Raw genomic sequence first — 18,555 nt, 5'->3', positions numbered from 1 at the left:
CGCCGTCAGCCGTCAGTCGTCAGTCGGCAACGCTGCCCGACGCCGGGACGCCGTAGCGGTCCGCCTGCACCTTGCCGCTGACGCCGTGCGTGCGCACGTCGGCGGTGATCGGCAGCATCTCCTTGTTCCACTGCTCCCACTGCCCCTTCAGCTTCGCGAACACTTCGGGGTGGCGCTGCGCCAGGTTGGCGCGCTCGTGCTGGTCCTTGACGACGTCGAACAGGAATTCGTTGCCGCCGATTTTGAGGTACTTCCAATTGCCGGAGCGGATGGCCCGCTGCGCGTTGGCCTTGTAGCGCCACAGCAGCGTGCGGTCCTGCGGCCGCGCCTGGCCCAGCAACAGCGGCAGCAGGTTCTGGCCGTCGCTCGGATAGGCCGGATCGGGCGCGCCGCCGGCCGCGGCCAGCAGGGTCGGCAGCCAGTCCATGCTGATCGCCACCTGCTCCGACACCTGCCCCGCCGCGATCCGCCCCGGCCAGCGCACGATGGCCGGCACGCGGATGCCGCCTTCCAGCAGCTCGGTCTTCTGCCCGGTCAGCGGCCAGGTCCTGGAGAAGCGCTCGCCGCCGTTGTCGCTGGTGAAGATGACGATGGTGTTCTCCGCGAGCCCCTGGTCCTCGAGCGCCGTCAGCACGCGGCCGATCGACGCGTCCAGCGACTCGACCATGCGGCCGTAGGTGGCCAGGTCGCCGCCGTCGTAGTGGAAGATGTTGTCGATGTCGCGCGAGACCGCCTCGTCGCCCGGCCCTTCCCACGGCCAGTGCGGCGCCGTGTAGTGCAGCGACAGCAGGAAGGGCTTGCCGGCCTGCTGCTTGCGCACGAAGTCCACCGCGCGCGCGCCCAGCAGGTCGGTGTAGTAGCCGATCTGGTGCACCGGCACCTCGCCCTCGTACAAATCCTCCTTCACCTGCGGGCCGACGCCGGGTTTGTGGGTGAAGTAGTCGATGGCGCCGCCGTAGTTGCCGAAGAAGCTGTCGTAGCCGCTCTTGAGCGGGCCGAAGGTCGGCAGGTAGCCCAGGTGCCATTTGCCGATCAGCGCGGTCCCGTAGCCCTGCTTCTTGAGCAGCGACGGCAGGGTCGGATGCGTGCGCGGCAGGCCGATGGTGTCGGAGGCGCCGGCGATCGGCTCCTCCAGCCCGCCGCGCAGCCGGTACTGGTAGCGGCCGGTGATCAGCGCGAAGCGCGTGGCCGAGCACACGGCCGAGTTGGCATACGCCTGCGTGAAGCGGATGCCCTGCCCGGCCAACTTGTCCAGGTTGGGCGTGCGGAAGTCGGTCTGGCCGTAGACGCCGAGGTCGGCGTGGCCCAGGTCGTCGGCCAGGATGAAGAGGATGTTGGGCTGCTCCTTGCCGGCGGCCAGGCCGCGCGGCAGATAGCCGGCCAGCGCCAGCGCGGGCAGGGATTTCAGGATACGGCGGCGGTTAGTGTTCGTCATGCATGGTCTCCAATCAGAAATCCGCGCGGGCGGTCACGCCAACCTGGCGGGGCGTTCCGATCACGGCGTTGTAGGCAGCCGGGCTGGTGTTCCAGGTGCTGGTGTAATAGGTCTTGTCGAACACGTTCTTGGCCCAGACCGAAATATCCCAGCGGGTCGGGCCGTTCTTCACTTTCACGCCGGCCGACAGGTTGGTCAGGCTGTAGGCCGGAATGCGCGAGTACTCGGAAGCGTCAAGGGTACCGTAAGTGCCGCTGCGGTAGGCGTAGTTGATGTTGCCGTAGCCTTCGACATTGGCCTCCAGCGCGGCCGCGTACTGCGCGCTGAGGTTGCCGATCCAGCGCGGCGCGTTGACCAGCGCGGCCCGGCCCGACAGGTCGCAGAAGGCGCCGGGGCGCTCGGACGGGCACGGCGCGTTTTTATATTCCTTGTACTTGACGTCGTTGAACGAGCCGTTCGCGCCCAGCGTGAAGCCGCGCGCGACGACGAAGCTGGTGTCGAGCTCCAGGCCCCGGCTGCGCACGTTGCCGGCGTTGGTCAGGTAGGAGGTGGCGCTGACCGGGTCGTAGGCGTTGCTCTGGTAGCCCTTGACTTCGTTCCAGAACAGGCTGGCGTTGACCTGCGCGCGGCGCTCCAGCAGGTTGCTCTTGATGCCCAGCTCCAGGTTGTTGGCCTTCTCGTTGTTGACCTTGAGCGAAGACACGCCCGCCGCGCCCGGCACAGACAGGTTGATGCCGCCCGACTTCTCGCCGTGCGAAATGCTGCCGAACGCCAGCACTTCGGCATCGACCTTGTAGGCCAGCGTGAGCAGCGCCGACGGGCTCAGGTTGTCGAGGTGAAGGTCGCCCGAGTTGTAGGCGCCGTAGCGGGCGTTGCGCGAGGCCAGCGCGGGGCCGCCGACGGCCGGGCCGATGGGCGCGTCGCGCGTGACCTGGGCGAGCTTGTCTTCGTAGGTGGCGCGCAGGCCGCCGGTCAGGTCCCACCGCGGATCGATGTGCCAGATCGACTGGCCGAACAAGGCGTAGCTGTTGACGCGCAGGTGGCCGTTGCCGATGCTGGTGACGTTGCTCCAGGCCCCGGCCGGCGTGGCGTTGAACTTGTCGGCCAGCGGGCCGTTGTAGGTGAAGTTGACGTTGTCGAGGTTCTGGTAATAGTAGTACGCGCCGATCACCGATTCCACCGGCCGTCCCAGCGGCATGGCCAGGCGCAGCTCCTGCGTGAACTGGCGGTGGCGCGCCGAGGCGCCGACGTTCAGCGTGACCGGCACGTCGAGGCCGTCGTCGTTGTGCGGGGTGAAGTTCCAGAAGCGGTAGGCGCTGATGGAGGTGAATTTGTAGTCGTTGTCCAGCTTCCAGTTGACCTCGCCGGAGAGGCCGCCCTGGTGCACGTCCACGTGCGAGCCGCTGTCCAGGTTGACCTGGCGCCGCGCCGGGTCTGTGACCGGGTGGCCGCCGACGGCGGCGGCCTGCGTCAGGAACTTGCCGCCCGGGCCGGCGCTGTAGAAGATCAGCGTGCCGTTGTTGGAGTCCTCGACGTTGTAGTCGGCGATCAGGCGCGCGCTGAGCTTGTTGTCCGGCTCCAGCAGCAGCTGGGCGCGCACGCCCTCGCGGTCGCCGCCCTGCACCTTGCTGCCGTTGTAGATGTTGGTGATGTAGCCGCCTTCATGCGTCTTGTAGGCGGCGATGCGGCCGGCGGCCGTGTCCGAGAACGCGCCCGACAGCACGGCCTTGGCCTGCACGTAGTCCTGCTGGCCGAGCGACAGCTGGGCGCTGTTCTCGCTGCGGAAGGTCGGCTGTTTGGTGGTGATGTTGAGCACGCCGGCGGTGGTGTTCTTGCCGAACAGCGTGCCCTGCGGGCCGCGCAGCAGTTCCAGTTGCTGGATGTCCAGCGCGTCGAAGGCGGCCATGCCGGGGCGGGCCAGGTACACGTTGTCGAGGTAGACGCCGACGCTGCCCTCCAAGCCGTCGCTGGCCGGGTTGTTGCCGAGGCCGCGCACGGCAAAGCTCATCTGGCGCGCGTGGACGTAGTTGACGGTGGTGCTGGGCAGCAGCTGCTGCAAGTCCTGCACGCGGTAGACGCGGTTGCCTTCCAGCGCGCCGCTATCGAGCACGCTCATCGAGGTGGGCACGCTCTGCGAGGTCTCGTTGCGGCGGCGCGTGGAGACGGTGACGCGGGCCACCACTTCCAGCGACGCATCGGCGGCTGTGGCGACGGCCGATGGGGCGGCGCTCTCCGCGTTCGCCGTATCGGCGCCAGGCGTGGCGGCGGCAGACGGGGCGGCGCCATCCGCGCTTGCTGCATCGGCGCCGGTCGCGGCGGCGGTGACGTCCGCAGTAACGCCGGCGGTGGCCGAGCGTTCCGGCGTCGCGCCGTCCCGCGCCTGCACCGGCGCGGCGGCCAGCAGGAGTCCATATGCCGCAGCGACGGCGGCGGTCAGTTTATTCGGTTGCATAGAAGTCTTCCGTTCAAAGATGCGGGCGTGAGCCGCCCCGCGCGCCGGCCCTGCGGCCTGCGCGTCCTGTTGTTGTGGGTAGGTGATGGCGCCGCCGGGATCGGCGGCGCGAAGGCCTGTTCGCGCTTAGTTCGTGGCTACGCGGAACTTGCCCGGCTCCGGCGGCGTGACCGCTTTTTCGGAACGTGGAGTGCCTTCCGGCACCCAGTCGTACGGCACCGGTTGGGCGCGGTACAACCAATTGCTCAACACCGGCTTGCCCGCGCCGGCCACCGGCGTCGGCGCGAAGTACGGGCTGACGTATTCCCACGCGATGTCCCCCTTGACCGTGACCTGGAAGATGCGCCCGTTCATGCCCTCGTCGATCAGCGTGTTCCCGTTCGGCAGGCGGCGTGCGCTGCTGATGAAGGAACTGTAGAAGCCCCAGTCCGGCCCGTTCGAATCGCCGCCGGTGTATTCCCACACGATCTGCCTGGTGACCGGATCGATCTCCAGCACCCGCGAGCGCGGCTGCACGCCGACGCCGACGCGCGGATAGCCGGCCTCGCCCTGGTTGTCGAACACCAGCAGGTTGCCCGCGCCCGGCAGGCCCGGCTCGATCAGGTGCGCGTCGTGCTGGCCGACGATCTGGTCCACCGGACGCGGCAGCACACGCGGGCCGCGCGCCTGCGCGGGATAGTCCGGCCCCAGCGACCACACCACCTTGCCGCTCTGCTTGTCGATGATGACGATGAAGTTCGCCTCGCGCGAATCGATCAGGATGTTGTCGGGATTGAAGCGCCGGTCGCCGGCGTCGAACCAGCGGTTCGGCCCCAGCACCGACATGTTGTTGACGTGCAGGTAGTCGAACGGCGCGGCCTTGCCGCGCGGCGAGTAGCCGTTCTTCACCAGCTTCAGCGATTCGGGCTTGAAGCCGAATTCGTTCAGGTGATCGGAGGCCAGCCACTTCCAGACGACGTCGCCGCCCGGCGTGACCTCGTAGATCACGTCGTCGAGCACCTGCGGCGCGGCGAAGCCGGCCAGCGGATGGACCACGTTGGCCAGCACCAGCGTATTGCCGTTCGGCAGACGGCGCCAGTCGTGGTGCTGCTTGGCGCTGCCGCCGGGCACTTGCGGGGATGCCTTGCCTTCCACCGGCGCGGCGTAGGCGTCCTGCGCGCCGCCGGCCGCGCCCCATTGCCAGACCACCTTGCTGTTCCAGTCCAACTCGCCGATGGCCTGGTTGCGCAGGCCGTTGCCCTCGTTCGAGGTGCCGGCGGCGCTGGCCAGCTGCACCAGCACGTGGCCGCGCCGGCCGCCGGTCAGCGCGGGGTCCAGCAACACAGGCGGGAAGCCCTCGGCGTTCCAGCGGTGCACCTCGTTGCCGTTCATGTCGATCAGATGGGTGTTCTTGTCCTGGCCGCTGAAGATCACGTAGCTGTTGTACGCGGTGGCGGTGTCGTAGCGGGTGACGCCGGTGGGATAGACGCTGGGCGCGGCGCCCAGGTTGGCTGCGGCGGCGAACAACGACAGTGCTGCGAGTGTGCGAGTGGTCATGACACGGGTTCCCGGTGGGTGGACAGTGTGTCTATATTACAAATCCACGCAGGGAACTCGAACTAATATAACCAAGCAACGATATACAAAAAATGCCGGATTAACCGGCATTCTTTGCTGTCAAAGCAAAAACGACCTTACACGGCCTCGGCGCCGGTCTCGCCGGTGCGGATGCGGATGACCTGCTCGACGTTCTGCACGAAGATCTTGCCGTCGCCGATCTTGCCGGTGCGGGCGGCCTTGATGATGGCGTCCACCACCTGCTCGGCCACGCCGTCGTCGACCACGACTTCGACTTTCACTTTCGGCAGGAAGTCGACCACGTACTCAGCGCCACGATACAGTTCGGTGTGGCCCTTCTGGCGGCCGAAGCCCTTCACTTCGGTCACCGTCAGGCCGGTGACGTTGACTTCGGCCAGCGCTTCGCGCACCTCGTCCAGTTTGAACGGCTTGATCACAGCGGTAATCTGTTTCATGACTTCTCCTTATTTTGTTGAACTCGAAAATCTGTAGCCGGGGGCGATTCCTCTGTATTGTAATCGACACGCACACGCTGTCCATCAACGTATGCGAATACCTGTCAATTCCCTGCTTCCTGCACCGGAATGGAGCGCAATTCCTCCAGCCATACAACGCTTTGCGCGTCGCTCGGCGCGCGCCAGTCGCCGCGCGGCGACAGCGAGCCGCCGCTGCCCACTTTCGGTGCGTTCGGCACGCAGCTGCGCTTGAACTGGCTGGTGCGGAAGAAGCGGTCCAGGAAGATGCCCAGGTTCTTCTTGATCGCGCCCAGCCCGTACTGGTTGCGCGTGACGTGGTCGCCGTCCGGCCAGCGGCCCTTTTCCTTGTCCTGCCACGCGGTCAGCGCCAGGAAGGCGACCTTGGACGGACGGAAGCCGAAGCGCAGCACGTAGTACAGGTTGAAGTCCTGCAGCTCGTACGGGCCGATGGTGCTCTCGGTGCGCTGCTCCGGCTGGCCGTCGGCCGTGCCCGGCACCAGCTCGGGGCTGATCTCGGTGGCGAGGATGTCGAGCAGCACCTGCGCGTCGTTGCGGCCGATCACGCCCGACTCGGCCACCCAGCGCACCAGGTGCGAGATCAGCGTCTTCGGCACGCTGGCGTTGACGTTGTAGTGCGACATGTGGTCGCCCACGCCGTAGGTGCACCAGCCCAGCGCCAGCTCGCTCAGGTCGCCCGTGCCGCAGACGATGGCGTGGTGGTGGTTGGCCAGGCGGAACAGGTGGTTGGTGCGCTCGCCGGCCTGCACGTTTTCGAACGTGATGTCGTACTGCGCCTGCCCTTCCGAATACGGATGGTTCAAGTCCTTCAGCATCTGGATGCAGCTCGGGCGGATGTCGATCTCCTGCGCCGAGCAGCCGACCAGCTTCATCAGCGCGTGCGCCTGCTTGAGGGTGCGCTCGCTGGTGGCGAAACCGGGCATGGTGTAGGCCAGGATGTTGGTGCGCGGCAGATTCAGCTTGTCCATCACGCGCGCGCACACCAGCAGCGCGTGGGTCGAGTCGAGGCCGCCGGAAATGCCGATGACGATCTTCTTGATGTTGCTGGAGGTCAGGCGCTGCGCCAGCGCCTGCACCTGGATGTTGTAGACCTCGTTGCAGCGCTCGTCGCGACGGCGGGCGTCGGCCGGCACGTAGGGGAAGCGTTCGACGCAGCGCTTGAGCGCCAGCGGCTCGTCGCGGCCGATCTCCAGTTCGAAGAACACGGTGCGGAACTTGTTCACCTCGGCCGCGTGGCGCTGCACCGATTGCGCGAAGGTGTTCATACGCATGCGCTCGCGCGACAGGCGCTCCAGGTCGATGTCGGCGAAGGTCAAGCTGGCCTCGTCGCTGAAGCGCTTGGACTCGGCCAGCAGCTCGCCGTTCTCGCAGATCACGCCCTGCCCGTCCCAGGCCAGGTCGGTGGTCGATTCGCCGCCGCCGGCCGAGGTGTACAGGTAGGCCGAGATGCAGCGCGCCGATTGCTGCGACACCAGCTGGTTGCGGTAGCCGGCCTTGCCCACCAGCGCGTTCGACGCCGACAGGTTGACCAGCACCGTGGCGCCGGCCAGCGCGGCGAACGACGACGGCGGAATCGGCACCCACACGTCCTCGCAGATCTCGACGTGGAATTTGAACAGCGGCATGTCGGCCACCTCGAACAGCAAGCCGGAGCCGAACTGCACGCGCTCGCCGAGCAGGTCGATCTCGGTGGCGACCGCGTAGTCGCCGCTGCTGAACTGGCGAGCGTCGTAGAACTCGCCGTAGTTGGGCAGGTAGCTCTTCGGCACCACGCCCTGGATCTGGCCGTTGGCGATGACCACCGCGCAGTTGTACAGCTGATGCTCGACCCGCAGCGGCACGCCGACCACCAGCGCCAGCTTCCATTGCTGCGAGGCGGCGACGATGCTGTCGAGCGCGTCGAGGCAGCCGTCCAGCAGGGCGCGCTGGTGGAACAGGTCATCGCAGGTGTAGGCCGACAGGCCCAGCTCGGGGAAGGCCACCAGCGCGGCGCCCTGTTCGGCGGCCTGTGCGGCCAGGGCGATGGTCTGGGCGGCGTTGTAGGCGGGATCGGCGATGCGGCACACCGGCGCGGCGATCGCGACACGGGCGAAATCGTGCGTGTACAGATTCAGGAAATTCGAGGTCATGTGTAGTCTTTCGCGAGCACAAGGGACATGCAAAATCGAATTATCGCACGGGCACAGCCGGGCCGCCGCCAACAAAGCCGCGCCAGATAGGCTAGACTTGCGCCAACATCAAAGGCCGGAGGCAGGCGTGTCAGAAGCAGTCTTGACCATCATCGATACACTGGAGGGCGTGGATCCCGCGCAATGGCAGGCGCTGGCCGGCGACAATCCGACGCTGTCCCACAGCTTCCTGCACGCGCTGCACGAGACCGGCTGCGCGTCGCCCGACACCGGCTGGACGCCGCGCTACCTGGTGCTGCACCGCGACGGCGCGCTGGCCGGCGCCATGCCGCTGTACCTGAAGGATCACAGCCGGGGCGAGTATGTGTTCGACCACGCCTGGGCCGACGCCTTCCACCGCAACGGCATCGAGTACTACCCCAAGCTGCTGTCGGCGGTGCCGTTCACGCCGGTGACGGGCAGCCGCCTGCTGGCCCGCACGCAGGACGACCGCCGGCTGCTGGCGCGCGCCGCGCTGCAGGTGGCGCGCCAGCTGGGCACGTCGTCGCTGCACATCCTGTTCCCCGACGCGCAGGACAAGCAGGCGCTGGCCGAGGCCGGCTACATGCTGCGCGAGGGCGTGCAGTTCCACTGGGATAATCCCGGCTATGCGGATTTCGACGCCTTCCTGTCCAGCATGAAGATGGACAAGCGCAAGAAGATCCGCCAGGACCGGCGCCGCGTGCAGGACGCCGGCATCGTCTTCGAGCACCTGGCCGGCGCGCGGATCGGCGCCGAGGTGCTGGACTTCTTCCACCGCTGCTACGTGTCGACCTACCACGCGCACTACTCCAAGCCCTACCTGTCGAAAGCCTTCTTCGAGCGCATCCTGCGCGAGACGCCGGACAGCATGATGATGGTGCTGGCCAGGCGCGGCGACGCGCCGGTGGCGGCCGCGCTGAACCTGGTGGGCGGCGGCATCATGTACGGGCGCTACTGGGGCACGCTGGAATTCGTCTCCGGCCTGCACTTCGAAACCTGCTACGTGCAATCGATCGAGTACTGCATCCGCCACGGCATCGCCCGCTTCGAGGGCGGCGCGCAGGGCGTGCACAAGATGTCGCGCGGGCTGGTGCCGACGCCGACCTGGTCCGCCCACTGGGTGGCCGATCCGCGCTTCGCCGGCGCCATCGCCGACTTCCTGCGCGAGGAAACGGCGGCGATGGACGACTACATCGACGAGCTGGCCGAGCACGTGCCGTTCAAGGCCGGCTGACGTCAATGCTGGCTGGCCGGCGCCGTGCGGCGCTCGCCCATGCGCCGCTCGTCGTGGCCCGGCTTGGCCGCGCGGCCCGGCGCGGGGGCGTAGGCGCGGTAGGCCAGCATCAGGTACAGCACGCCCGCCACGATGGCATACGCGCCGACCAGCCACGCCAGCGCCAGCACGCCCATGCCCGGCAGCGTCACCAGCACCGTGCCGACCACCAGCGACACCAGCCCGCCGGCCAGCAGCAGCCAGGCGCCGCCGCGCAGGTGGTTGCGCAGGCGCACGGCCAGTATGATGTCGAGCACGCCGCTGATCATGGCGTTGACGCCGATGACGATCACCAGCACAAGCGCCGCCAGCAAGGGCTGCATGACGGCCACCACGCCGGCGCCCACGCTCACCAGCCCCAGCAACAGCAGCAGCCACCAGTCGACCGCGTGGGTGCCGGTGGCGTGGCGCCGGTGGCGCCAGGTGCCGGCCAGGTAGATGACGCCGGCCAGCAGCGCATAGACGGCGAAGATCGCCACCGGGCCCAGCACGGTCGGCCCCGGCATCGCCAGCGCCAGCCCGCCCAACAGCAGCAACAACACGCCCCGCAGCGCCAGCATCCACCAGCTGCGCAATACCATCGGCCTCGCATCCATGCTCACCTCCCCGTCAACCGTCGCTCACCCATGTCAGACCGGCGTGGCGGGCAAAGGGTTCCGTAAAACGCGGGTAGAATGGAAGCGTTACCTAATATCTTCGCGGGGGATGAAACCAGTTTGCTTCACAGCAATTTCAATCGAGCCTATACTCTGGGCCCGTTGTAGGTTTTATCAGGAACGTGGCAAGCCAAGCATGAATGCAGATTTTATAAGACAACGTGAGCGCTTCAAAACCGCGACCATGAAGCGGATCGACGTCAGCGAAGAATCCTACAGCAACGTAACCGCGCTTTTGGCGCCCATCGCCAAGCCTTTCCACGTGCGCAAGGGCGAGTACCTGCAGCGCGCCGGCGTGCCGGCGACCCAGGTGCACTGGATCAGCAGCGGCGTGGTGCGCAGCGGCTTCTTCAACCGCGACGGCATCGAGGTGACGCTGCGGTTCTACCGCGAGGGCGAGTCGGCCACCACGCTGACGGACCTGATCAACGGCGAAGGCGGCCAGCCGGCGGTGCAGTTCCTGGTCGCGGAAACGCCGATCCACGGCTTCACGCTGGACTGGAAGCACTCCTGCGAACTGCGCGCCCAGCACGAGGTGATGCAGCACTACCATCTGAACATCGCCATGCACGGCCTGCGCACGCTGGCGCAGCGCGCCTACACCAACGGCGAGACCTCGGCCCACGAGCGGCTGGCGGCCTTCCGCGAGGAATATCCGGGACTGGAGGCGCGCATTTCGCAGCGGGCCATCGCGTCCTACCTGGGCATCACGCCGCAGTACATGTCGCGCCTGCGGCGCGAGGCCGAGGCGGCCAGCGGCGCGCCGCGCGGATAAAAAAAAAAGCCCCTTGCGGGGCTTCTCTGTCGGCGGCGCAAATTACGCGATGCCGTTTTCCTTCTTGTACGCTGCAACGCCGCTCAGGATCTCGGCTTTCGCTTCTTCCGGACCGTACCAGCCGTCGATCTTGACCCATTTGCCTTTTTCCAGGTCTTTGTAGTGCTCGAAGAAGTGCTGGATCTGGCGCAGGCGCAGTTCGTTCAGGTCTTCCGGCTTCTGCCAGTGGCTGTAGATCGACAGTACCTTGTCGACCGGCACGGCCAGGACTTTGGCGTCTTCACCGGCTTCGTCGGTCATCTTCAGCACGCCGACAGGACGGCAGCGCACGACCACGCCCGGGATCAGCGGGAACGGGGTGATGACCAGCACGTCGACCGGGTCGCCGTCGGCGGACAGGGTGTTCGGCACGTAGCCGTAGTTGCATGGGTAGTGCATGGCGGTGCCCATGAAGCGGTCGACGAAGATCGCGCCCGATTCCTTGTCGACTTCATACTTGATCGGATCGGCGTTCATCGGGATTTCGATGATGACGTTGAAGTCGTTCGGCAGATCGCGGCCGGAAGATACTTTGTTCAAGCTCATGGGGGTTTCCTCGTAAGTGCTGGCAAATGTTTAACCGCGTAATTATAGCGAAGTACAGCCCGCTTGTGCGGCGCAGCACCGCAAAACACTCCCCGGACGCCACGGCGTGAGCATGCCCAATGGCAACATTCCCAGGTTCTTCAGGGATTTCCGGGAATTTGTTTCGCCGCGCGATGCTTCTTGCGGCGGGCGCTTCTTCCTGAGCCGGACTTTCGCCCATTGCCACCATCTTGCGCCGCCGGTGCGCTGCTTTGGCCTACGGCTGATCGCGGCCATGTTTGACCGGCCGGGAGATGGCGCGCTGTGGGCTGGCGTGCTAACGGTTGCGGCGGCGCCGGAGCGCGTTCGCCTTCGGCCGGGCGGCTGTCTGCCAGTGCGCCGCCCTCGTGCAGTCGGGCTATCGCGGCTTTTCGCGCCGAGCGGCAGACGTCTGCCAACAACCATTCGTTGCTGCCGGGGAGACGCAGCCATATGGCTTTCCATGCATTGCGGTTGCCGCTGCCGTGCAGGTTCGCAAAACACGATGGCGATACCGCGTGCCCTTCGTATTTGATTTCCGCCCCCACCACTGTGGCGAAATAGGGCTGGTGGCCGAAGCTGGCGCGCAGCCTCGTGCCGTCGGGGGAGGAAGACCTGCTTCCATTGGTATCCGGCCTCGGATACCGCCGCAGGCTGCTGCGATGGGGGCGGCGGCGGATTGATGTAGTTGCGGATCGCTTCGATAACGAAAGGCTCCTGCGCCAGGGAATCCGACCAGAAATTGCCGGTGAATTCGCCCAGCTCGACCAGCACATCGTCAGGGACGCGGATCGGGAATTGGAGGTTGTACGTGGGCTTGATCTTGGGCGAGGTAGGCATGGGGGCTCTCTAAAATCGGGTTTTACTAAGCGCTGCTAACCACTACTAACCTTTACTACACAGCGCTATCACGTACTAAAAATGCCGGGCCGAATGCTAATCGCTACTAATTTTTTTGGCCTGTATTCGTTAGAGGCGGTTAGTAGTTTTTAGTTCCGAAAATAGCGCGGAGTCGTACGAAATATCGTTGGTTAGCATTGGGTAGTAGTGGTTAGCAGGTTTTAGTAAAAGCCGAAAAAATAGACCCCGCCCTGCACATGCCCGACGTACGGCCAATAGAAACCGCTGCGAATTACCAGGCCGGTTTCACGACAATCTTGTTACTCCCCGCTGCGCGGCCATTGGCCTAAAGTTGTCCTGCAGCGCCGATCCGAGGCGCATCCACAGGAGCCAACCATGACCCGTACCGAAACCTTGAACCATGCCGTCGTACCGCCCGCCCAATGGCTGCGGCAACGCCAGGCCTTGCTGGCGCGCGAGAAGGAATTGACCCACCTGCGCGACCAGGTCGCCCGCGAACGCCGGGCCTTGCCCTGGGTGCGCGTTGAGAAAAACCATGTGTTCGACACGCCGCAAGGCCGGCGCACGCTGGCCGAGCTGTTCGAAGGCCGGCGCACGCTGGTGGTGCAGCACTTCATGTTCACGCCCGGCGCCGAACGGGGTTGCAGCCACTGTTCCTACATGGCCGACCATACCGACGGCGCCCTCGCCCACCTGGCCCAGCGCGACGTGACCTTCGTCGCCATCTCGCGCGCGGCGCTGGGGGACATCGAGCGCTTCCGCCATCGCATGGGGTGGCGCTTCAATTGGGTGTCGTCAGGGGAAGGCGATTTCAACTACGACTTCCACGTCAGCTTCCGTCCCGAGGAGCTGGCCGGCGGCGAAGTCTATTACAACTACCAGCGCCAGCCGATAAAAAATCCCGACATGCCAGGCGTCAGCGTGTTCTACAAGGATGACGACGGCGTGGTCTACCACAGCTACTCGACCTACGGCCGGGGCGTGGAGGTGATGATGCACACCTATAACTTCCTCGACCTGACCCCGCTGGGCCGCCAAGAGGACGCCCTACCCTACACCATGGCATGGGTGCGCCACCACGACCGTTACGAGGCCGCGCCGGTGGCGGCCGCGTGCTGTCATGCGGCGGCATGACCAGGCGCTGCAGGCCGTGGCGCCCATCGCGGCCGGCCACGCCGCCTCGGCCGCGTTGATGACGGCCCTGCACGGCGCCGGCCTGATGCTGGCGCCGGTGCTGATTCCGCTGTGCGGCAGCGACGGCACCGTGCGCGAGGTGGCCGTGGCCGGTTCGCAGGCGCTGGTGCTGGCGGCGGCCGGCCTGCACGCGGCGGCGATGCTGGGCATGGCCGCCGCCGTCAACGCGCTGCTGAAAAGGTTCTACGCGGCGCCGTGAGCGGACTCAATAGCGAAATCCTGAAGCCCGCCTAAACTGAGGATTTCGGGGTCCTCACATGAAATCGGCTAAAAGCAAGTGGCTTGCCTACACCGTTATCGTCGGGTTGATCCCGATCGTGGCGCGGATGCTGACGTGGCTTGTTACCTCTTCTGGCCGAGTCACCCCATTTACCGCATCGGATTTCGTTGCATTCGGGTTGGTGCTGCACATTTCAGTTTTTAACGAATGGGAGCACGCATCAATAAAAGGGGCTGGCATGAAGAACGTTCTTAATAGCATATCGCTGCTATTCATCACCTTATACGGAGTGCTGTGCGCGCTCAACGTCGTCGCGGAGCGCGATCCTGGCTTGGTCGACCCGAGCTTGATGTTTTTTATCAGCGCCGGCTTTTCCATGGCGTCAATGGCGCTCGGCGTGGTCGCGTTTTACTATCTTCCGAGAGTCAAGGAAAAATAAGTATGTTCATCGCCTCCACCATCGCAATAATTGTCGGACTGGGCGTTTCGATCTGGGTGTATCTTGAGACCGGAAAACCTGGCTCCGAAAACCAAGCGGAAGATCATCCGTCCGAAAAATAAAAACCCGTCGCAAGGACGGGTTTGTTTTTAGAGGATGGTGGCCAGCGCGCATTGGCGGTAGTGGCTGGCCGCTTCTTCCGGCTGGGCCAGCGCTTCGTGCATCTGCGCCAGCTTCAGGTGCGATTCGCGCACCATGCGCGGATCGGCCGCGTCGGACAGCGCCTGCTCCAGGTAGCGCTGCGCCTTGCCCCACAGTTTCTGCTTCAGGCACAGCGAACCCAGCGTCAGGGCCAGTTCGGCGTCGGTCGGACGCGCGTGGATCCAGTTCTCGCAGTGCTCGATCTGCATCAGCAACGCGGCCGAGCCGGCCGGCGCGGCCGCTTCGCGGTAAGCCCGCACCACGCGATCGTCCCAGTCGGCGGCCAGCGATTCCTCCGCCACCAGGCGCGCCTCGTCGTGCAGCCCGCGCGCGTTGAGCGCGGTGGCGGCGCGGCAGGCCACGTAGGGCTTGATGCGGTCGGCGGTCGGCACGGTGGCCCACACCCGCTGCAGCGATTCGGCGTCGTGCGCGCTGTCGGACAGCATGTCGTCGTAGGCCAGCTCGCGCAGGCGCGACGACAGCGCCGGATGCAGCGCGCGGTGCTTGTCCAGCGAACGCACCAGGCGCAGCACCTCGGGCCAGTTCTTGGCCTGCTGCTGGGCCTTCAGCGACCATTGCAGCGCGTGGATGTGGCGGGTGCCGCTGGCGTTGAGCTCCCGCACCGCCGCCAGCGCCTGCTCCGGCTGGTGGTCGTCGACCAGCAGTTCGGTCATCGTCATCAGGCGCGCGGTCTTCATCGCGTTGTCGTCGGCCAGCTTGGCCAGCCAGTGGTCGCGGCGGGCACCCTGGCGCATGCGGTGCGCGGCGCGCGCGCCGATCAGCGAAGCCACGCCGGCGTTTTCCGGCAGCTCCGAGGCGCGCATCGCGGCCTTCTCGGCATGGCCGAAGCGGCCTTCGAACAGGGCCTTGAGCGCTTCGCGCAAGCCCTTGTTGCCGTCGCGCTCGCGCTTGCGCTGGCGGTAGGCCGCCACCTTGCCCGGCATGCGGATGGTGGCGCTGAAGGCGCGGATCACGAAGTACAGGAAGGCGAACAGCGCCACCTCCAACACCACGAAAAAGTTCAGCGACAGGTCGATCCGGTGCGGCGGGTAGAACAGCACCACGTTGCCCGGGTTGAAACGCGCCGTCACGGCGATGCCGATGGCCGCGGCCATCAAAGCGACTATCCAGAGAAATAAACGCATGACTATGGCTTCGCTTTGTAGTTGCGCACAGCGTTCAGGCTGTCCGACAGGGTCGGCATCTCGATCGCCAGGTTGCTGCCCTGGACCTGGCGCAGCAGCGTCTGCACGGTCTGCGTCGACTTGGCGCGCACGTCGAAGTACTTGACCAGCGCCTCCTGCGCCGCGATCAGGTCGGCGCGGAAGGCCGCCTCGTTGCGCGACAACAGCGCCATGCGCGCGTTCAGCAGGCGCAGCTTGAGGTTCTCGCGCAGGAAGTAGGCCTGCGTCGGCGACAGCATCAGCGCGTCGGGCGTGGTCACGCTGCGCACGCGGATCAGCTGGCGCACGTCGGTCCACATCTCGCCGCTCCAGCTGTTCCAGCCGTCCTGCACCGCTTGCAGCCACGGGCTGGTCTGCTCGACCGGCTCAGGCTTGCCGCCCTTGCCCACGGCCGGCTTGGCCTTGGCCTTCTTTTCCGGCGGCGCCGGCAAGGTCGGCTTTTCGTCCGACAGCATCGGCAGCGTGTCGATCTGCGCGATCACGTTGTCCAGGCGCAGCGCCATGCCCACCGAATCGACGCTCGGCAGGGCCTTCAGTTTCTCGGTGTCCTTGGCGATGGCGCGGCGGATGGTGATGAACTGCGGCTTGTCCGAGCGCGACAGGCTGCGGTCGGCGTTCTGCAGCGCGATCAGCGCGCCCGGCACGTTGCCGGCCAGTTGCAGCTGCTGGCTGGCGGTCGACAGCACTTGCTCGATCTCGGTCAGCGCCCACTCGTCGCGGTTCTTGGACAGGTCCTGGTACAGCTGCTCCAGCGCCAGTTGCTGGCTCTGCGCTTCCTGCTGCTTGCTTTCCAACAGGGCGACCTTGCCTTGCAGCTCCTTGCTGGTCTCCTGCACGGCGCGCGCCAGGGTGCCGGTCTCGGCGTTGCTGGCGTCGCCCTTCTGCAGGCGGCGCGCCATTTCCTCGCGCAGGTTGCGCACCTGGTTGTGCGAGGACCAGGTCTGGCCGGCCAGCAAAATGGCCAGCACGACGATACCGACCAGCAGCATTTGCGGCTGTTGCACGGTTTCGAGCAGGCTCGGCTCGGGCTGCGGCTTGGCCGCGGGCGGAGTCTCGGCGGCGGCGCCGGCGGAGACGACAGGATCGGGTAAGGTAGGCAAATCGTTCATAGGCGTGATTGTAACGCGGCCAGCAGGCGTTCGTCGCCTGATCCGGTGAGCGTCAGTCGGGAAAAGCCCAAATTGTTTGCCGTTTCGGCAATTCGGGCATGCGGAATGATCAAATGCTGCTGTTGCATCGCCGCAACAGCGTTCTGCTGCGTTGCATCAGGGTGTTCCGCGTCCAGCTGGGCCAGCAGCGCACACAGGCCGCGCAGGGCTTCGGAGCTGGTGATGATCCAGTCGTTTTGCTGCGCCAGCAAAGCGCGCAGCGTGGACGCCAGCGCCGGCGTCAGGCGCGGCACCGAGCGGCGGTAGGCCGGCACCACATCGACCACGGCGCCGGCCGCGCGCAGGCCGTCGGCCATCAGCTCGCGGCCGCTTTCGCCGCGCACGATCAGCACCGGCTGGCCCCGGAGGGCCGCCAGGTCCAGCGTTTGCAGCAGGTGTTCGGAGTCGCTGTGGGCGCTGTCGGCCGGGCTGACGATGTCGGCCGTGTCGGGCGTGACGCCGTGCGCGGCCAGCGCGGCGCGGCTGCCCTCCCCCAGCACCGCCAGCTTGACGCCGGCCGGCCACTGTTGAATATGGGCGAAGGCGGCGTCGATGGCGTTGGGCGAGACGAAGGCCACCAGTTTGTAGCCCGGCTGCGGCGCGCACAGCCGCGCCAGCGCGGCCAGCAGCGCGGCCGGCTCGGGCAGGGGTTCGATTTCCAGCAGCGGCAGCAGCTCCACCCGGCGGCCCAGCGCGGCGATGCGCGCCGCCAGCGGCCGGGCTTGCGCCAAGGGACGGGTGATGACGACGGCGCCGGTCATCCCCGGGTCAGGCGCCGGACGGGCCGCCGGCCAGCGTGGCCGAACGGGCGTCGGCCTCGGACTGGGCCGCTTCGCTCAGGCACGAGGCCAGGATGTCGACCGCGTCCTGCGCGCGCAGCAGCGCGGCGACCTGTTCGCCCAGAGCCTCGGGCTCGGCGGCGGCGCCGCGCACCTCGGCGCTGGCCATGCGCGCGCCGTCCGGCGTGGCGACCATGGCGCGCAGGTGCATCCGGCCGTCCTCCACCGTGGCGTAGGCCGCCAGCGGCACCTGGCAGCTGCCGCCGAACACCTTGGACACCTTGCGCTCGGCCGTGACGGCCTGCGCGGTGGCTTCGTGGTTCAGCGGCGCCAGCAGCGCCATCAGGTCGACGCCGTCGTCGCGCTCGGCAATCTCGATCGCCATCGCGCCCTGGCCGGCGGCCGGCAGGCTGTCCGCCGGGTCCAGCAGCGCGCGGATGCGTTCGGGCAGGCCCAGGCGCTTGAGGCCGGCGGCGGCCAGGATGATGGCCGCGTAGTCGCCGCGGTCGAGCTTGCCCAGGCGGGTGTCGAGGTTGCCGCGCAGCGGCTTGATCACCAACTGCGGGTAGCGCGCCGCGATCAGCGACTGGCGGCGCAGGCTGCTGGTGCCGACCACGGCGCCGGCCGGCAACTCGTCGAGCGAGGCATAGTCGTTGGAGACGAAGGCGTCGCGCGGGTCCTCACGCTCGAGCACGGCGGCCAGGGCGAAGCCTTCCGGCAGTTCCATCGGCACGTCCTTGAGCGAGTGCACGGCCAGGTCGGCGCGGCCCTCGGCCATGGCGACCTCCAGTTCCTTGACGAACAGGCCCTTGCCGCCGACCTTGGACAGGGTGCGATCAAGAATTTGGTCGCCTTTTGTCGACATTCCTACAATTTTAATATCGCACTGCGGATATAATAAAGTCAAGCGAGCCCGAACATGCTCGGCCTGCCACATGGCGAGCCGGCTTTCACGCGAAGCGATCACCAAGGTGGACGGAGGATTTTGTAGTAATTCCGATATTTTCACAACCAGTTCTTTCGCTGTAGCCGACGCTGACCGGCGCAGGCCAGTACCACGTGCGTGTTTAAGATCACAAATTTTATCATGCTCACCTTCTTGCAGAACCGGGCCACAAGCCTTTGCACCGACTT

The 18,555-nt window shown here is 66.4% G+C and carries 17 protein-coding genes; 5 read left to right on the top strand and 12 right to left on the bottom strand.

Features of this window, described 5'->3' with window-relative positions; genetic code table 11:
• Positions 1–19: 19 nt before the first annotated feature.
• The 5 genes from HUX88_RS10415 to HUX88_RS10395 all read right to left on the bottom strand — a co-directional run bounded on the left by HUX88_RS10415 (position 20) and on the right by HUX88_RS10395 (position 8,067).
• Positions 20–1,435, bottom strand: coding sequence for a sulfatase (locus HUX88_RS10415; protein WP_229219280.1), 1,416 nt, complete (start codon positions 1,433–1,435; stop codon positions 20–22).
• Between the two features lie 13 nt (positions 1,436–1,448).
• Entirely contained in the window at positions 1,449–3,887 is a 2,439-nt protein-coding gene (locus HUX88_RS10410; protein ID WP_176361718.1) for a TonB-dependent receptor, read from the bottom strand.
• A 126-nt stretch (positions 3,888–4,013) separates the two neighbouring features.
• Positions 4,014–5,423: an aryl-sulfate sulfotransferase gene (locus HUX88_RS10405; protein ID WP_176361717.1), complete on the bottom strand. Its 1,410-nt coding sequence runs from the start codon at positions 5,421–5,423 to the stop codon at positions 4,014–4,016.
• Positions 5,424–5,560: 137 nt separating this feature from the next.
• Positions 5,561–5,899: a P-II family nitrogen regulator gene (locus HUX88_RS10400; protein WP_020705920.1), complete on the bottom strand. Its 339-nt coding sequence runs from the start codon at positions 5,897–5,899 to the stop codon at positions 5,561–5,563.
• 104 nt (positions 5,900–6,003) lie between these two features.
• Complete coding sequence (locus tag HUX88_RS10395) at positions 6,004–8,067, bottom strand: NAD(+) synthase (RefSeq protein ID WP_176361716.1); 2,064 nt, start codon at positions 8,065–8,067, stop codon at positions 6,004–6,006.
• 127 nt (positions 8,068–8,194) lie between these two features.
• Here HUX88_RS10395 and HUX88_RS10390 point away from each other — a divergent pair, with 127 nt between their 5' ends.
• Positions 8,195–9,322: a GNAT family N-acetyltransferase gene (locus HUX88_RS10390; protein ID WP_176361715.1), complete on the top strand. Its 1,128-nt coding sequence runs from the start codon at positions 8,195–8,197 to the stop codon at positions 9,320–9,322.
• A 2-nt stretch (positions 9,323–9,324) separates the two neighbouring features.
• On the opposite strand, the gene HUX88_RS10385 is transcribed toward HUX88_RS10390, so the two are convergent.
• Complete coding sequence (locus tag HUX88_RS10385; protein ID WP_176361714.1) at positions 9,325–9,957, bottom strand: HdeD family acid-resistance protein; 633 nt, start codon at positions 9,955–9,957, stop codon at positions 9,325–9,327.
• Positions 9,958–10,201: 244 nt separating this feature from the next.
• Between HUX88_RS10385 and HUX88_RS10380 the strand changes: the two genes are divergently transcribed.
• The gene (locus HUX88_RS10380) at positions 10,202–10,792 is read left to right on the top strand and encodes a Crp/Fnr family transcriptional regulator (RefSeq protein WP_176361713.1); all 591 of its coding nucleotides are present in this window, start codon (positions 10,202–10,204) and stop codon (positions 10,790–10,792) included.
• Between the two features lie 42 nt (positions 10,793–10,834).
• On the opposite strand, the gene ppa is transcribed toward HUX88_RS10380, so the two are convergent.
• Positions 10,835–11,377 carry an inorganic diphosphatase gene (ppa, locus tag HUX88_RS10375; protein ID WP_117009736.1) on the bottom strand — a complete coding sequence of 181 codons (543 nt, stop codon included), beginning with the start codon at positions 11,375–11,377 and terminating at the stop codon, positions 10,835–10,837.
• 42 nt (positions 11,378–11,419) lie between these two features.
• Positions 11,420–12,235: a hypothetical protein gene (locus tag HUX88_RS10370; protein ID WP_229219279.1), complete on the bottom strand. Its 816-nt coding sequence runs from the start codon at positions 12,233–12,235 to the stop codon at positions 11,420–11,422.
• Between the two features lie 396 nt (positions 12,236–12,631).
• Here HUX88_RS10370 and HUX88_RS10365 point away from each other — a divergent pair, with 396 nt between their 5' ends.
• Genes HUX88_RS10365 through HUX88_RS10355 form a run of 3 tightly spaced genes read left to right on the top strand, consistent with a single transcriptional unit; the run spans position 12,632 to position 14,109 of the window.
• Positions 12,632–13,390: a thioredoxin family protein gene (locus tag HUX88_RS10365; protein WP_176361712.1), complete on the top strand. Its 759-nt coding sequence runs from the start codon at positions 12,632–12,634 to the stop codon at positions 13,388–13,390.
• Complete coding sequence (locus HUX88_RS10360) at positions 13,377–13,649, top strand: hypothetical protein (protein WP_176361711.1); 273 nt, start codon at positions 13,377–13,379, stop codon at positions 13,647–13,649. Before HUX88_RS10365 ends, HUX88_RS10360 begins: the two co-directional genes overlap by 14 nt.
• 58 nt (positions 13,650–13,707) lie before the next feature.
• Positions 13,708–14,109, top strand: a complete 402-nt coding sequence (locus HUX88_RS10355) for a hypothetical protein (RefSeq protein ID WP_176361710.1) — start codon at positions 13,708–13,710, stop codon at positions 14,107–14,109.
• A gap of 149 nt (positions 14,110–14,258) precedes the next feature.
• Here HUX88_RS10355 and HUX88_RS10350 read toward each other — a convergent pair whose 3' ends face one another.
• The 4 genes from HUX88_RS10350 to hemC are packed head-to-tail and all read right to left on the bottom strand — an operon-like array spanning position 14,259 to position 18,430.
• On the bottom strand, positions 14,259–15,455 hold the full coding sequence (locus HUX88_RS10350) for a heme biosynthesis protein HemY (RefSeq protein ID WP_176361709.1): 1,197 nt from the start codon (positions 15,453–15,455) through the stop codon (positions 14,259–14,261).
• 2 nt (positions 15,456–15,457) lie between these two features.
• Entirely contained in the window at positions 15,458–16,603 is a 1,146-nt protein-coding gene (locus HUX88_RS10345; RefSeq protein WP_117009731.1) for a uroporphyrinogen-III C-methyltransferase, read from the bottom strand.
• Positions 16,600–17,403, bottom strand: coding sequence for a uroporphyrinogen-III synthase (locus HUX88_RS10340; protein ID WP_117009730.1), 804 nt, complete (start codon positions 17,401–17,403; stop codon positions 16,600–16,602). Before HUX88_RS10340 ends, HUX88_RS10345 begins: the two co-directional genes overlap by 4 nt.
• Before the next feature lie 7 nt (positions 17,404–17,410).
• Positions 17,411–18,430: a hydroxymethylbilane synthase gene (gene hemC, locus HUX88_RS10335; protein ID WP_373886600.1), complete on the bottom strand. Its 1,020-nt coding sequence runs from the start codon at positions 18,428–18,430 to the stop codon at positions 17,411–17,413.
• Positions 18,431–18,555 lie beyond the last annotated feature (125 nt).

The organism is Duganella sp. BJB1802 (assembly GCF_013369445.1).
GTDB lineage: Bacteria > Pseudomonadota > Gammaproteobacteria > Burkholderiales > Burkholderiaceae_D > Rugamonas > Rugamonas vulcania_A.
This window is presented reverse-complemented; position numbering and strand designations above follow the sequence as displayed.